At 51.5% G+C, this 14961-nt stretch carries 14 protein-coding genes and 1 other RNA gene; 5 read left to right on the forward strand and 10 right to left on the reverse strand.

The window, feature by feature from the left end; all coding sequences use genetic code 11:
- The first annotated feature begins 256 nt into the window (after positions 1-256).
- Positions 257-436, forward strand: a complete 180-nt coding sequence (locus E5987_RS08175; protein WP_160335608.1) for a hypothetical protein — start codon at positions 257-259, stop codon at positions 434-436.
- Between the two features lie 88 nt (positions 437-524).
- Here E5987_RS08175 and E5987_RS08180 read toward each other — a convergent pair whose 3' ends face one another.
- Positions 525-2315: a C69 family dipeptidase gene (locus E5987_RS08180; protein WP_160335609.1), complete on the reverse strand. Its 1791-nt coding sequence runs from the start codon at positions 2313-2315 to the stop codon at positions 525-527.
- A gap of 167 nt (positions 2316-2482) precedes the next feature.
- Here E5987_RS08180 and E5987_RS08185 point away from each other — a divergent pair, with 167 nt between their 5' ends.
- Positions 2483-3430 carry a LysR family transcriptional regulator gene (locus E5987_RS08185; RefSeq protein ID WP_160335610.1) on the forward strand — a complete coding sequence of 316 codons (948 nt, stop codon included), beginning with the start codon at positions 2483-2485 and terminating at the stop codon, positions 3428-3430.
- A gap of 79 nt (positions 3431-3509) precedes the next feature.
- Here the strand turns inward: E5987_RS08185 and E5987_RS08190 are convergent, their stop codons facing one another.
- Positions 3510-6035, reverse strand: coding sequence for an excinuclease ABC subunit UvrA (locus E5987_RS08190; protein WP_160335611.1), 2526 nt, complete (start codon positions 6033-6035; stop codon positions 3510-3512).
- Between the two features lie 211 nt (positions 6036-6246).
- Here E5987_RS08190 and sbcB point away from each other — a divergent pair, with 211 nt between their 5' ends.
- Together sbcB and lgt are read left to right on the forward strand one after the other, a co-directional pair.
- Positions 6247-7740, forward strand: a complete 1494-nt coding sequence (gene sbcB, locus E5987_RS08195; RefSeq protein WP_160335612.1) for an exodeoxyribonuclease I — start codon at positions 6247-6249, stop codon at positions 7738-7740.
- Between the two features lie 6 nt (positions 7741-7746).
- Positions 7747-8532, forward strand: a complete 786-nt coding sequence (gene lgt, locus E5987_RS08200) for a prolipoprotein diacylglyceryl transferase (RefSeq protein WP_160335613.1) — start codon at positions 7747-7749, stop codon at positions 8530-8532.
- Here the strand turns inward: lgt and E5987_RS08205 are convergent.
- From E5987_RS08205 to E5987_RS08225, 6 genes are all read right to left on the reverse strand, one after another.
- Positions 8529-9536 carry a 2Fe-2S iron-sulfur cluster-binding protein gene (locus tag E5987_RS08205; RefSeq protein WP_160335614.1) on the reverse strand — a complete coding sequence of 336 codons (1008 nt, stop codon included), beginning with the start codon at positions 9534-9536 and terminating at the stop codon, positions 8529-8531. The genes lgt and E5987_RS08205 overlap by 4 nt on opposite strands.
- Positions 9537-9618: 82 nt before the next feature.
- Positions 9619-9800: non-coding RNA, 6S RNA (ssrS, locus tag E5987_RS13490), on the reverse strand.
- Positions 9801-9888: 88 nt separating this feature from the next.
- Positions 9889-10224 carry a hypothetical protein gene (locus E5987_RS08210; protein ID WP_160335615.1) on the reverse strand — a complete coding sequence of 112 codons (336 nt, stop codon included), beginning with the start codon at positions 10222-10224 and terminating at the stop codon, positions 9889-9891.
- A 6-nt stretch (positions 10225-10230) separates the two neighbouring features.
- Entirely contained in the window at positions 10231-10464 is a 234-nt protein-coding gene (locus E5987_RS08215) for a hypothetical protein (RefSeq protein ID WP_160335616.1), read from the reverse strand.
- Positions 10464-11270 (reverse strand): 4-hydroxy-tetrahydrodipicolinate reductase, encoded by an 807-nt coding sequence (gene dapB / locus E5987_RS08220; protein WP_160335617.1) that lies wholly within the window; start codon positions 11268-11270, stop codon positions 10464-10466. The genes E5987_RS08215 and dapB overlap by 1 nt, the downstream gene beginning before the upstream one ends.
- 21 nt (positions 11271-11291) lie before the next feature.
- Entirely contained in the window at positions 11292-11789 is a 498-nt protein-coding gene (locus E5987_RS08225; protein WP_160335618.1) for an outer membrane protein assembly factor BamE, read from the reverse strand.
- Positions 11790-11889: 100 nt separating this feature from the next.
- Here E5987_RS08225 and fur point away from each other — a divergent pair, with 100 nt between their 5' ends.
- On the forward strand, positions 11890-12345 hold the full coding sequence (gene fur, locus E5987_RS08230) for a ferric iron uptake transcriptional regulator (protein ID WP_160335619.1): 456 nt from the start codon (positions 11890-11892) through the stop codon (positions 12343-12345).
- Positions 12346-12429: 84 nt separating this feature from the next.
- Here the strand turns inward: fur and recN are convergent, their stop codons facing one another.
- Positions 12430-14082 (reverse strand): DNA repair protein RecN, encoded by a 1653-nt coding sequence (gene recN / locus E5987_RS08235; protein ID WP_160335620.1) that lies wholly within the window; start codon positions 14080-14082, stop codon positions 12430-12432.
- 5 nt (positions 14083-14087) lie between these two features.
- Entirely contained in the window at positions 14088-14960 is an 873-nt protein-coding gene (locus tag E5987_RS08240) for an NAD(+)/NADH kinase (protein ID WP_160335621.1), read from the reverse strand.
- Position 14961: the final 1 nt, after the last annotated feature.

Genomic DNA, 14961 nt, shown 5'->3' on the forward strand with positions numbered 1-14961 from the left:
TGAGTGGCTCAAAAAGCTGCTCGAACTCGATGGGGGCGTCTTTGTGGACACGCCCGCAATTGTACGAAACCTGCATGTATGTGCGGGTGTTCGTCAATTGCTAGAAATGGGAGCACGCTCCCATGAAACCTCGCACGTGAGTGCGAGGTAGTTCATTAAGCGAAGCAACGATATTCTGCTGAAAGTCAATGTCGTTAAATCAGCCGCCTCTCAGCAGGAAAAAGAAGAAGCAAAGAAAGTCTTTACCGACTCTGTGATGGTCGCCTGGGCGGTGGGTATCTTCAAGCAAAGTTTATGTACCGTCGATGATCCGCTTGCTTCTTCTTGGCGCGGACTGGTGGATTCAGGTGTGACCGTTCGCTACCACCTTTACGCTGACGGCAATTACCTGATCGACGGAGACATCTCCAAAGGTATGACCTGCTACACGAAATAGCGGCGCGCAGTGTTTTAGGCACAAAAAGAGGCCGGAACAAGTCCGGCCCAAAGGAGAAGAGATCAATTAATCTCTGAACGAATCGTCTTTACTTAATGACCTTGATCGTGTCGAAGCCGGCAATCTTCTTGCCGTTGGCCTTGGCGTAAACATAGACGTCCTGGGTCACTTCGGGAACACAGTACTTAGCGGCCTGTTTTCCTGAGAATGTAATGACAGCGTCGGGGATACCGTCTCCATTGACATCCTTCATCGCCACGGACTGGGCGGTTGCGGGATCAGGAATGATCTCGACATCTTCTGTCGGATGAGCCGGCTGAATTCTCACGCTCTTTGCATCGATCTTTGAAGCGTCAAATGTCTTGCTTCCGAGAATTGCGACTTTCGCGGCTTTGTCATTGCCCTGACTGATGGATTCTTCCAGGAATAGAACATTGGTCTTCGGAAGTGCGTCCTTCGCTTTTGCGACAAGGTTTGCACCTTGTTGGTACGCGTTAACGTTAAACGCATGCAGCACATTAAGCGCTTTTTCTGTTCCGCCGACTTTTTCTGCCAGTGCGGCTTGCTGTTCCACAGACTTGCGGCCTTTATCCCAGTCCTTTTCCTGCGCGCTGATCATTTTTGCGAGCTTCTTGTGACCGTCCAGATAGTCCGACAGAGCTTGGTTGGTCAGGAAGGTGTAAAGCGGCAGTTCCGGTTTGTAGTCAAAGCTGGAAGCTTTGGCGTGGAACTGCTGTCTTGTCGCTTCATCAGGCGTCATGAATGACTGCGCGGCAGAGGGTTTGGCAAGCGGATAGAACGGAATATAAGGATTTTCGCTCGGCATGCCGGATGTTCTCCAGCCGATCGTATAGTTCTTGTTAGGAACCATTTCGTAGACGACGGATTCAAAGGTTCCGGGATTGCAGATGTCGTTAATGCTCTGATGGAAGAATCCGTTATCGCGTTTTTCGTGAGCATAATGACTGCGAAGGATGTTCTTGACGTCTTCAACCGTAAGCTTCTTGGAAGGCGTGATGGAGTACGGGAAGTCGTTCGGATTTTGGATTTCTTTGCCGGTGAGATATTTCCATCCGGTCTGAGAGCGGTCTTTGATCCAGTCTGCATCTCTTCTTGCGTCTGTCTGATAGGCTTCGCGGAAGTTGAAGTCGCTGTAGTCGCCTTCTTTTTTCGGTTTGTAGGTGCCCATCTTGATTGCATGTTCGATAAGGTCGGGAGAGGCGATGACGTCAGGAGCGTTTACGTCAACCGGGCCGAGGGTGTAGGCGTTGGCGATATACAGCACTTCGTTGTCGCCGATCTTCTTGGCAAGATATCTGCCTCCGCGGATAAGATTTAACTGCCATGCTTCATCTTTATCGGCGATTGTGTACACACGGCCGGCAGCGCGATAGCCGTATTTTTTGACTAAGTCAATGGCGATGTTGACGCCGTCGCGAGCATTCTTTGCTCTCTCGGCAACGATTCTTCTAATGGCGTATCCGACGCCGCCGTCCTTGACCGCTTCGTCTTTGTCGTAGGTGTCATAGCTCTGGTTTGAAGCAAGCGAGACACCGTTTTCATTGACAAAGCCGTCAGAATACGAGTAACCGGCAGGATGAAGCGTCTGACTCCAGTAGTATCCGTAGGTGTGCGGAACCTGCGGAATCTTAGCGGCGTCCGGTTCATATTCGATGACCTCTCCGGCAGGATGGTCGGCTGCAGGAACCCAGTACTGGGATGTGATGATGCGGCTATCATTGTCTTCGTTATGGCCGACAAGAATGTTTCCGGTGGCCGAAGCGTTTTTGCCGACAACGACGGTTGAACATGCAATAGCGTTGGTTCCTAGAATTAATCCTGCTGCCAGTGCGGCGGCGGTAAGTGCAAACTTGGTCATAGCTGCTCCTTAAAGTTTTGGAAGAGGTCTGAGTGCGTAAAAAGGACGTTTAATCAGCCTTTAGGCTTTGGTTCAGACGGACAGGATTTACTTTATTATGTGAGGAAAAATCGACCAATTGCTCAGGAAAACCCTGGGTTTACCACTATATCGCGAGGAAAAAGAAATTGGCCTCAAATTTTGATTTGGAGAACTTAAAGGACTGGGAGCTCTTAATGCGGGTTGCTTCCAACGGCTCTATGAATCAAACTGCCGCAGAGCTTGATTTAAGCATCGCGACCGTGAGTCAGAAAATCAAAGATATTGAGGCGGTTCTCGGGTATCCGATTTTCGCACGCACTACAAAGAAAACTCGTTTGACACCGGAAGGCGTACAGCTTTTGGCGGCTGCAAAAAATCCTTTGGATTCTTTCAAATCTTTCGTTTCGGATATTCACAGCGCAGACAGAATGAAAAAAATCCACATCGCCTGCTCAATATCCAATTCGATTTCGAGATTCTTTTTTCGTCTGTGCGCAGAATTTAAAAAGGCGCATCCGGAAGTGGAGTTTGAGCTGATTGACAACCAATATTCTTTGAGAGACAGGCTTAAACCCGCGGATGTGTCGATTTTTGCGAACCTTTCGCAAAACGAAAGATCCAATACCGTATTGCTCGGAAAAGAACCTACGATAATTTGCGCTCCTGCATCAATCGCCGATAAATATAGCGGCGGCCTGACTCTTCAGGATCTTTCCAAAGAAATGGTTTTGCTTTGTTCTAACTGGACTTGTCCGTCTCCGTTTCTTTTTGACAGCAGAAGCGGCAAAACCTATCCGCTGCCGGAGTCAGACCGAATGTATTTCATCAGTTCTGAGACAGTGTTGGAGGCGGTTACAGAAAAGCTCGGCGTCGCATGGGCTCTCCCTTACATAATGACGGAAATGTATTTGGCCGAAGGTGAAATTGTCAGAGTTCTTCCCGACTTAGAAGGTCCTTCCGTTAATTACTTCATGGGTGTTGAGGCAATGATTACGGAGCCGATTGTTTCCTGTTTCATTGAATATGCAGCCTCCGAGCTGAGGAAGCGATTGGCGGTATTCCAAACATCTTCTCCTTCCTACGCGCTCTACTAAGAGTCCGCAAGTGATCCTGTCTGCATGGCTTCGGCACAGACAGGGTGTGCATAACATGAATTGATTGCGGCTGCTTCTATCAGATCGAAGAGTTCACCTCTTTTGGATTGGCGGCTAGAACTTCCTTCAAATATCGTCCCGTCAGACTCTTCGGATTATTCGCGATACATTCCGGCGTGCCTTCAGCGACAATCTCTCCGCCTTCACTGCCGCCGCCCGGCCCCATGTCTATGACATAGTCGGCGTTCGCGATTAAATCTAAATCGTGCTCAATGACAATAATCGTGGCGCCGTGCGCTATGAGCTGATCAAAGACTTGAATCAGCTTGCGCACGTCAAGCGGATGCAGCCCGATGGTCGGTTCGTCAAACACAAAAACACTGCTGGACTGAGGAGTGTTCATTTCCGACGAAAGCTTCAGCCGCTGTGCTTCCCCGCCCGAAAGCGCCGGAGTCGCCTCACCCAGCGTCAGATAGCCGATGCCGAGCGTGTTGAGAATATCCAGCTGCTGCTCAATCTTCTTCTCTCCTTTGAGTACCGTTGAGGCGTCCTCCGCGGTGAGTGACAGAATGTCCGGAAGAGAAATACCGTCGCCCTTGCTGTCTTTGCCCTTCCACTTAATGTCATAGGCGTGTTTGGCGTAGCGTGATCCGCCGCATGTCGGGCATGTGATGCTGATGTCCGGCAGAAATTGCACGTCTAATGAAATTGAGCCGGTGCCGTCACACGTGGGACAGCGAAGACTGCCGGTGTTGTACGAGAAATCGCTTGCGGAGAGTTTCTCCTTTTTAGCGTCCTCCGTCTTCGCAAAAAGTTTGCGCAGGTCGTCAAAGACGCCGTCATAAGTTGCAACCGTAGACCGCACATTGGCGCCGATCGGCTTTGAGTCAATGATGTCAGCGGAAGTTACGCCTTCTGCGTCCGCACTGACGACATGTTCCGGAAGCTGCTCTTTATGGATGACGGCCTGCAGAGCGGGAACCAAGCACTCCAGCACAAGAGAGGTTTTGCCTGCGCCCGAGACTCCGGTCACGACGGTGAGCCGCCCCTTGGGGAAAGAGGCGTCCAGGGCGTGCATCGTATAAAAGGGCTTGGTCTTGATGCGGATCCTGCCAAGATCAAACATATGCTTTTCATCAGCGCGCTTACGCACAATGATCTGAGCTTTATCGGCAAGGAACGGCCCGATCAGAGAGGCGGGATTGCTTTCTGCCTGAAGAGGCGTTCCCTGCGTGATAATTCGGCCGCCTTTTTCGCCTGCGCCGGGGCCGATCTCAATCAGCTGATCCGCAAGCCTCAGAATGCGTGTGTCATGGTCGACCATGACGACGGAATTTTTTCGTTCGACGAGCTCACGAATAATATGCATCAGACCGTCTACATTGTACGGATGCAGACCAATTGAAGGCTCGTCCAGAACGTAAAGCACGCCCGTGGTTTCGCTCCTGACTGCTCTGGCGATCTGAACGCGCTGCAGCTCTCCGTTGGAGAGCGTGGCGCCGGCTCGATCGAGCGTCAGATAAGAAAGTCCGAGGTCGACGAGACGCTGGCCTGTCCTTTGAAATTCTTTGACAATGCTCTCGGCCATATCGGTCATTTCCTCCGGCAGCGCTGTCGGAATCTCAAGCGTAAGCTTCATGAGTTCTCCGAGCGTGTGCTCACTCATCTCGGCAATGTTCTGTCCCATCAGCTTGGAGGAAAGCGCTTTCTCGTTTAATCGAGTCCCGTGGCAGCATGGGCAGGGTCCTCTCGTCAGAAAGCGTTCAACCCGCTTCATGCCTTTTTCATCCTTTACCTTGGACAGCGCGTTTTCGACCGAATTAACAGCGCTGAAGTAGGTGAAGTCAAGCGGTATGACTTGACCGTTTTTATCCTTGTAGAGAATGTGTTTTTTAACGGCAGGGCCGTCGTAAACAATCTGTTTTTCTTTCTCTGTCAGATCCTTAAACGGAATATCGGTGCGCACGCCCATTTCTCTGCAGACGTTCGTCATCAGAGACCACATGAGTGTTCCCCAAGGTTTAACCGCCCCCTGATCAATGGAGAGCGATTCGTCCGGCACGAGACTTGCCCGGTTAACCGTCAGAGCAATACCGGTTCCGCCGCACCTCTGGCACGCGCCGCTGCTGTTGAAAGAAAAGTCTTCAGCGCTCGGGCCGTAAAACTCTTCGCCGCAGACCGGACATTTCAGCTTGCGGCCGAATGCTACGTTCATACTCGGCGGTACATAGTGCCCGTTAGGGCAGCGGTGCGATCCGAGACGGGAATACATCAGACGAATACTGTTAAGCAGTTCTGTGAGCGTGCCGAACGTGCTTCGAATGTCCGGTGTCGTCGGTCTCTGATGCAGCGCCAGCGCGGCCGGGATGTTCTGCACGGAGTCCGCTTTGGCTTCCTGAGCCTGCGTTAGTCTGCGCCGCGTATAAGCGGAAAGCGCTTCAAGGTAGCGCCGCGAGCCTTCTGCGTAAAGCACACCGAGCGCTAGCGAGGATTTGCCCGAGCCGGAAAGGCCCGAGATCGCCACGAGCTGATTGAGCGGAATATCCGCGTCCAAATTTTTTAAATTGTAAACATGAGCCCCGCGCACAAGAATGCGGTCCTTCATTTTTCTATTCCGGAGGTAATTCGGTATTTGTGCAAAGATAAACTCATCAGGACCGGAAAATAAGATCAGTGCTTAAAAAGAGAAAGATGAAGGTGCTCGGAGTTTTAATTGTCTTTGCAGGTTTTTCTCCCTCATCAGAATATCTTGAAGCAATTCCTGACGATCCTTAACTTTATAATCAGGAATCAGTTTTTTTCGATCGGACCGCCGGATGACTCAGCAAGCAGAAAACAACACAACATATTTATGGTTTGACTACGAAACATTCGGGGCAAACGCTATCAAGGACCGACCGGCTCAGTTCGGCGCTGTTCGCACGGATGCTTCGTTCAATGTGCTCGGACGACCGATCATTCTCTATTCCCAGCTTGCGGACGATTACCTTCCGTCAGCCGGCGCTTCTCTGATTACCGGGATCACGCCGATGACGCTGCTCGAAGAAGAAAACGTCATGACGGAGTCTGATTTCGCGGAATCCATCTATCAGCAGATGATAAAACCGGGCACGATTTCGATCGGTTTTAATTCCATCAGCTTTGATGACACCGTCACGCGCTTTCTCTTTTGGCGCAACCTGATTCCGCCTTATACCCGGGAAAAAGGAGAGGGCAGAGGAAGGTTCGATCTGTTTCCTTTTATCAAGGCGCTCTACGCCTTTTATCCGGACACGCTCAATTGGCCTAAGAGAGAAGACGGTTTTGTCAGTATGAAACTTGAAAACCTTTCGAAGGCAAACGGACTCTCGCACGAACACGCGCACGACGCTTCGTCTGACGCCTATGCGACGATGTTGCTCGCAAAACTGATTTGTCAGAAAAAGCCCAAGATTTGGGAATACGCGCTCACGATCAGCCGCGCTGAGAATTTGGTCAAGCTGATGAGCGAGCAGGCACCGCTTCTCTATGTTGATCCTTTCAGGACTCATGAACGCAGCCGCGGCCTTCGTCCGGTCTTCCCGCTGATGGAGAGCCCGAGCATCAAAGGAACTTGGGTATGCTGGGACTTAAACGCCGATCCTAGTGCGATGATGACCATTAGCGCCGAAGATATGAAAACGCGCCTCTTCGTTAAAGCCGAAGGTCGGGAAAAAGGCGTTGAGCCGCTTCCCTTTGTCATGATCAATCTAAAAAAACAGCCCTTCCTCGTCAGAGGTATCGGCTGGGTGGATAAAAACGGTAAAGGACTTTTCGAACACGATGCCGCTTATTTCCTCGCCAATGCGCAGAAGATTCGGGAGATGAAGGATCGGATTCCGGCGCTCAACAGCCTTTTTGCGGAACTCGCGGAAAAGGATAGTCAGCGCTTCGATAATCAGGTTGTGATCCCCGAAGAGCATCTCTACTTTAATAATTTCCCCTTCAGCGACCGCGATAAAATGACCAATTTCCGCAAGCTGAGCCCGATGGAAATGGCGGAGCGGCTTCCCACGATCGGCTATACCAAGGACGAACTTATACGTCTCACGCTTTATTTCATGGCAAGAAACTGGCCTGAGGAAACGCTGGAGCCCGACACAGAGGCGCAGTGGAGAAAATATAAGATGCAGAAGCTTGTCAACGGTTACGGCGGCTCTCGCACCTTTGAAGAGTTTTTCAGCGAAATCGACGAACTTGAGAAACAGTACGCGGATGATGAAGCTAAGCTTCAGATTCTCGAAGAAGTTCGCGAATATGGTGAAAATCTTTTAGCCGATTATCAAGGTTAATTCGTTATGCTCATTCATCCGGAGTTTGACCCGATCGCCGTCCGCATGGGACCGGTGGCAATTCATTGGTACGGCCTGATGTATCTCATCGGCTTCGGCCTTTTCTATCTGTTGGGGATGTTCCGATGCAGACAGGACTGGCGCGGGATCAGCCGCACCAATCTCGACGATCTGCTGTTCTACGGGATGATCGGCGTGATTCTCGGCGGCCGCCTGGGCTTTGTCTGCTTCTATCAGCCGGAATATTACTTCTCGCATCCGCTTGCGATCTTTGAAGTTTGGAACGGGGGTATGAGCGCGCACGGCGGATTTATCGGCGTGATCCTGGCGCTTTTATATTTTGCCTGGAGCAACCATAAGTCTGTTCTGACAGTCGGTGATTTTGTCGCGCCGCTGGTTCCGCTCGGATTTTTCTTCGGCCGTCTGGGCAACTTTATTAATGGTGAGCTCTGGGGAAGAGCGGCGTCAGCGGATTTGCCCTGGGCAATGATTTTTCCGCAGGCCGGAGACGGTATCGCGCGCCATCCTTCTCAGCTCTATGAAGCGACGCTTGAAGGCTTGGTGCTGTTTTTAGTCGTTTGGATTTACTCGGTTAAGCCGAGACCGGCAGGCGCGGTCTCGGGACTTTTCCTTATGGGTTACGGGCTGGCGCGATTTATCGTTGAGTTCTTCCGGGAGCCGGACAGCTACCTCGGCCTCCAGCTCTTTGACTTATCGCGCGGACAGTGGCTTTCCATCCCGATGATTCTCTTCGGCTTGGGCCTCTATATCTGGGCCCAAAGAAGAAATTAATCGCCGAAGCTGTCGCAGAAGACGTGATCGTCCTTTAAGCCGCAGCGGACGGTCAGATAGTCAAACGCGGAGCGGATGAACCTGCCGTTGCCGCACATATAAACATCCACTTTGGACATGTCGCCGTGATCAATCGCGGCCTGTGTCTGAACGTGTCCTGTTACGCCTTTCCAGCTTTCCTCTCTGGAGACGATCGGCGTGTAATGGATTTCCGGGTAGTGCGCTGCCCAGTCCTTAAAGAGATCATCAACAAAAAGATCGTCTGAAGTGCGGACACCCCAGTAGATATGGAGACTGCGGTCTTTCAGATCGTCCTTTTCAATCAGCGTCTGAATCATGCTCTTGATCGGAGCGATACCGGTCCCGGTGGCAAGGAAAATCGCCTTTCTGCCTTTGGGTGTATTAAAGACGGCTTCTCCGTCCGGTCCTTTGAGTTTCATCTGATCTCCGACACGGAATCCGTCAGAGAACAAAAGACTCGTAAAGACGCCGTTTGTGACGCGGCGGATTAAGAATTCGATGGTTTCTTTCTGCAGTTCAGAACTCGCGACGGAGTAGCTGCGGGAAAGTCCGCCCGGAAGTTCAACCGCATAGGATTGTCCGGCCTTAAAGTCAAAGAGGCCGCCGTCAGTACGCTTGAGAACAAGACGAAGGATGGAGTCGCGCAGGAGCGTTTTCTCAACAGCCTCGACCTGAATGAATGCGGGCTTGGCCGTCTCCAGCACTTTGACGCTTCTGACCTTGATTTCTAAATCCGAACGCGCTTTTGCCGTGCACATCAGCGCCAGACCGGATTTAATATCCGCTTCCGTCAGTGCGAAAGGCTGATATTTGCCCAGATCAACGTCGCCCGAAATAATCTGAGCTTTGCAGGCGCCGCAGGCGCCGGAGCGGCAGGCACAGGGAAGCGCGTAGCCGTTTCGTTCGGCTGCTTCGAAAATGTTCTCATCGGGGTCGGCCGAAAATTCGTACGGCGTTCCGGATAATTTAATACGGAAGGGCATCTCGTTAAATAATTTATTGATTTGAAGAAAAAAATTCTATACCAAAATTGAAGGCGCTTTCCGATGTCGAAAAGCGCCTTCAAAATCCCCCGCCTGAACCGTACGGCCTGAGTCCTGAACCGGAAGTTCAGGGTGGAGGCCTCTGCTACTTGAAAGGAGCAGCATCGCGTGCCGCTCAACTTTAAAGAAATAGCAAGTCAGCCTCCTTGCTTGTAGCATTGGTTCAAAGAACAACTGACCGATGCTCGAATTCCGCAGGGGACGTGCTTAATTCTAGTCATTTGCGCTGAGGAAAGAAAGTGGTAAAGGCGCCTATTGCGCAAGATGAGTATTACGGGTATGAAGCCGCTTTCTAAGGGGCTCGGCCGAGTCCTTGGTCGCAAAGTTCGATCAGATGACGTACTTTTTGTAGCGTTTCGTCATCATTGGATACTTCTTTGTCGGGGACCTGTTCCCTTAATTGCTTTTTGATATCGGGATCGATCAGAAAAGAAAAGAGCGAAAGGATCAAAAGCTTCGTGTTCGGATCAGACGTTAATTCCGCCGGTTCGCCGTTGTTATAGGACACGAGGTACTCGTTAAACATGTGGATCAGCTTATCCACTTCGCCGAGGTTCGTCTCTTCCGGCAGACGCACGAGGAGCTTTAAATTCTGAACGTGAATACGATAGGGGATTTTGTTAGCCACGATGCTTTACTCTTGAGACTTCTGAAGATCGTCGCGGAAGATTTTGATTCGTTTGAGCTGCGTGTCGAGCTCCTCAGCCGCGATTTTGATTTGATTGCGCAGTGCGTCAAGACTTTTGTCTTTGTCATCAATCTGTCTGCGCAGGACATGGTTCTCGTGCTCAAGATTCTTAAGACGCGAAGTTAACTCAAGAATCCTGAGCTCGAGCTGTTTGAATGCCTCTTGAGCGGCGCTGTTCATTATTTAAGACCAAGGACGTCATCCATGGAATACAGTCCCGGTTTCTGATTGACAACGTACTGAGCGGCCTTGACGGAGCCTTCGGCGTATCCGGCGCGCGAGCTCGAAAGGTGCGAAATGACAATGCGTTCTCCCGGACCCGCAAAAATCACCTGATGGTCGCCGACCACGTCCCCGCCGCGAAGCGCGGCAAAGCCGATGCTGCCCGGAACTCTCGGTCCGGTATGACCCTGACGAGCCCAAACGGCGACGTCTTCAAAGTTCTGACCTCTGGCCTCAGCGATGACTTTGCCCATGGCGATCGCGGTTCCGCTCGGCGCGTCCACTTTGCGGCTGTGATGCATTTCGACGATTTCGCAGTCGTAGTCTTTGAGAAGCTTCGCAGCCTGCGCAAGAAGCTTATTCGTGACGTTGACGCCTGTGCTCATGTTCGGAGCAAAGACAATCGGAATCACTTTGGAGGCTTCTTCGAGTTTCTGCTTCTGTTTCGCATTCAGACCGGTTGTGCCGATGACCATGGCGATTCCCGCGTCCTTGCAGATATCAAGGAAAGCCATCGTGCCTTCGGGGCGGGTGAAATCGATAAGTACCTGAGCGCCGCTCGTGCGGAGCGTTTCATTGTCGCAGCTGATCTTAACGCCGCTGTTAAAGCCGAGGGAGGCGCCGGCGTCTTCATTGGCTTCGACGTGATCCGTTTCTTTGTGCGCGAGCGCGCAAACCAGTTCGGCGCCTTCCGTGTTCCACACGGCGTCAATAATCATTTTGCCCATGTGGCCTTTAGCGCCGGCAACTGCGATTTTAACCATGACAAATCTCCAATACTTTGATTATTCCGTCTTAGCGGCTTCTTCAGCGCCCTGAGTTTCAGAGGCGGCTCCTTCAGCTTCCAAGCTCTTCTTCTCGGCAACGAAGTCACTGTGACGCTTGAGCGTCTCTTCTCTGGCGCGTTCGCCGAGAATGGCTAAGTCAGCGTCGGTTTCATCCGGCATCGGATCGGACTTGAAGCTCTCGACTCGATTGTCGTCGTTGAAGACGATGGTCAGCTTGCGGACCGTCGGCTGACCGCCGCGCGGATTCAGATAGTAGACGTAACTCCATTCGTTCTTGTGGAAGATACTCTGCAGTGTTGCTGTACCGAGCAGGAAGATGACCTGATTTTTAGTCATTCCTTCATGCAGGTTTTCTACCATTTCACTGGTTACCACGTTGCCCTGATGGATGTCCGGACGGTACGGTGTAAGGATCTTGGGAACGTAATCCGATACGGAGGAACAGCCGGCCAGAAGTGTAAGGGGCAGTACTGCGCACAAAATAAGAGGTTTCATGAAGAGGGTTCTGTTTAGTGGTAATACAATAACCATGTATGATAAAGGATTAGTGTTTAGATTAACACTTTGAAGAAAACCTCTTAACGAGAATTGTTGAATGCAGCATAAAGAGATAGCGGACAACGCGAAGAATTTAAAAGAATTAGGGCTTAAGGCAACCGGTCCGAGACTGAAGATTCTGGAGATGTTCCAGAAGAAGACGTCTAACGGGACTGATCGTCACATGAGCGCCGAAGAAGTTTATAAGGAGCTGGTGGACGCGGGCGAAGACGTCGGTCTTGCAACGGTCTATCGTGTTCTCGCGCAGTTCGCGAGTGCGGGGATTCTGATTCGCCGCAATTTCGAACACGGAACGGCGCTGTTTGAACTCGACGACGGTCATCATCATGATCATCTGATCTGTGTGATGTGCGGCAAAGTCGTTGAATTCATTGATGAGGAAGTGGAGAAGCGTCAGTTTGAAATCGCGCAGAAACACGGCTACTCGCTTGTCGATCATTCCATGGCGCTTTACGGTGTTTGCCCGGCATGCCGTGACAAGAACAAAAAATAAGAGCACGAAGCTTTAAATGCATGAAGGACGATAAAACTATCGTCCAAATAGAGAAGGCGGACCCAAAATGTCCGCCTTTAAATATTAATGTCTGAGCATCTCTTTAGCGTGCTCGAGCGTTTTATCCGTAATTTTGATGCCGCCGAGCATGCGCGCGATTTCTTTAACGCGTTCCTCCTCATCGAGCGGAATCACCGTTGAGGTTGGGGCTTCGTCCTTGCTTTCAGCATGCTTCACAATCTTGAAGTGGTGTGAGGCGCAGCTTGCGACCTGAGGCAGATGCGTCACACAGAGAACCTGCTGATGCTCACCGAGCTGCGCAAGCAGCCGGCCAACGGTTTCCGCGACTCCGCCGCCGATGCCGGAATCCACTTCGTCAAAAATCAGAGTGTCCACGGTCGCTGTCATCGTGTCGGTGACAGCAATCGCGAGACTGACGCGCGCGAGTTCGCCGCCCGAGGCGACTTTGGCTAGCGAGCGACGGGCAACACCCGCATGGCCGGCCACTAAAAATTCACACGAATCCGTGCCAAGCGGTCCCGGATGCTCGCTCGGCGTCACGGAGACTTCAAATGAGCCGCCTTCCATCGCGAGCGTCTGCATGACTTCGGTGATATTTGTCTGCATCCTGAGCGCCGCTTTGCTGCGCTCGGCGCTAACCTCGGCGGCAAGCGCTTCATAGCGCTGCTGAGATTTCTGCGCCTTGTTCTGAAGCTCTGTGACGTTGATTTCCTGAAGCTCGGAAAGTTTGAGCCGCGACTGAATCATTTCTTCATACAGTTCGCCGGGCTCGATGTGATATTTGCGTGCGAGCGAAAGATAGGAACTCAGGCGCTCATCAACTTCTGCAAAACGCGCCTCATCAAAATCCATACGGCTTAAAAAATGCTCCACGTCGCTTGAAGCGGAATCAATGATTTCTCTAGCCTCGTTGAGCTGGCCGTATACGCTCTCGATTTTCTTATCGATGTCCGAGATGTCGTCCAGCGCGGAAATGGCGGAATCCACCATCGAAAGCGCGCTTTCATCAGCTTCTGTCAGGGTAGCCCGGGCTCTTTCGCAGGCTTCCAGAATCTCTGTGTAACGAGAGAGCTTAGTGTGCTCTTCGTTAAGCGTATCCCATTCGCCTTTAAGGGGAGCGAGCTCATCCATGTCTTCCAAGTACCAGCTCAGCTGCTGAGCTTCCGCCTGATGCTGTGCCTGTCGGTTTTTGGCTTCATCGAGCGCCTCTAGCGCGTCCCGCCAAGCATTCCAGCGCTTTTTAAGTTCTGAAATCGTCGGTCTCAGCCCTGCATAGTCGTCGAGCATCTCCAGCTGGGAGCCTTTGCGCAGAAGCGACTGATGCGCATGCTGCCCGTGAATGACGACAAGCATCTGACTGAGCTCTTTAAGCTGAGAAAGGGAGGCTGGAATTCCATTAATCCACGCTCTGCTCTTGCCTTTGATATCGAGTGTGCGGCGAAGAATAAGATCGTCCTCTTCGCCCGTGAAATCATTTTCCGCGAGCCACTCACGAATTTTTTCATTGGTGGTGAAGGAGGCGCTGAGATCGCTCTTGTCCGCGCCTTCTCGAATAAGTCCCGCGTCGCTGCGGCTGCCGAATAAAAGCTGAATCGCGTCAATCAGAATGGACTTGCCGGCACCGGTTTCACCGGTCAGCGCGGAGAAGCCGTTTTGAAAGTCCAGCTCAAGTTTTTCTACGATGACAAAGTTTCTTATATTCAGCGTGCTGAGCATAATGGTTAGCGATCCGTGGGATTGTAGTTCCAGTGTAATTTTTGATTTAGTGTATCGAAGTAATTGTGCGAAGTTGGATGAAGAATCTTGATTGTGTGTTTATAAGGAGAAATCTTCAGGACATCGTTGATCAGTACTTCGTTTTGATCCTGCATGTCAAAGTATAGAATCGCGTCTCGAATTTGTGTAACGCAGATTTCAATAAGCGAGGATTCCGGCAGAACTATCGGACGGTTGGAAAGCGTGTGCGGCGCCACCGGGATCATCAGCATGCAGGGCACAGACGGATAGATCATCGGACCACCCGCGCTCAGCGCGTAGGCGGTGGAACCGGTCGGCGTGGACACAATCAGACCGTCGGCATGCATGCTGCACATCTGAAGACGGTTGACGATGACCGAGCATTCCACCATGCCGCCGGAAACACCGCGCGAAATGACGACTTCATTGAGTGCGACATTGCGATAGACCTCTTTGTCGCCCCGCATCTGAATGCACTCAAGCAGCGTGCGCGAATCTGTGTAGTAGTGACCGTTTAGAATTTCCGAGAGCTCGTTTCCCATGCGCTCGGAAGGAATATCCGTAATGAATCCGAGTCGGCCGGCATTAATGCCGATAAAAGGCACTTCGTATTTGGCCATGCGGCGGGAAATGCCGAGAAATGTGCCGTCGCCGCCGTAAATAATAAAAAGATCCGCCTGCGTGCCGATTTCTTCCAGAGTGCGGCCGCAGTCAAGCCCGAGCGCCTCCGCGGCCCGTTTCTCCAAAATGACGTTTCTGCCGTGCCGGATCAGAAAATCTCGAAGCTGCTTCAAAGGAGCAAAATCGGTGGAGTCACGCTTGCCAAAAACGGCGACGGTTTGAAATTCAACAGACATT

Source organism: Parasutterella muris (assembly GCF_009767915.1).
GTDB classification, from domain to species: Bacteria; Pseudomonadota; Gammaproteobacteria; order Burkholderiales; family Burkholderiaceae_F; genus Parasutterella; species Parasutterella muris.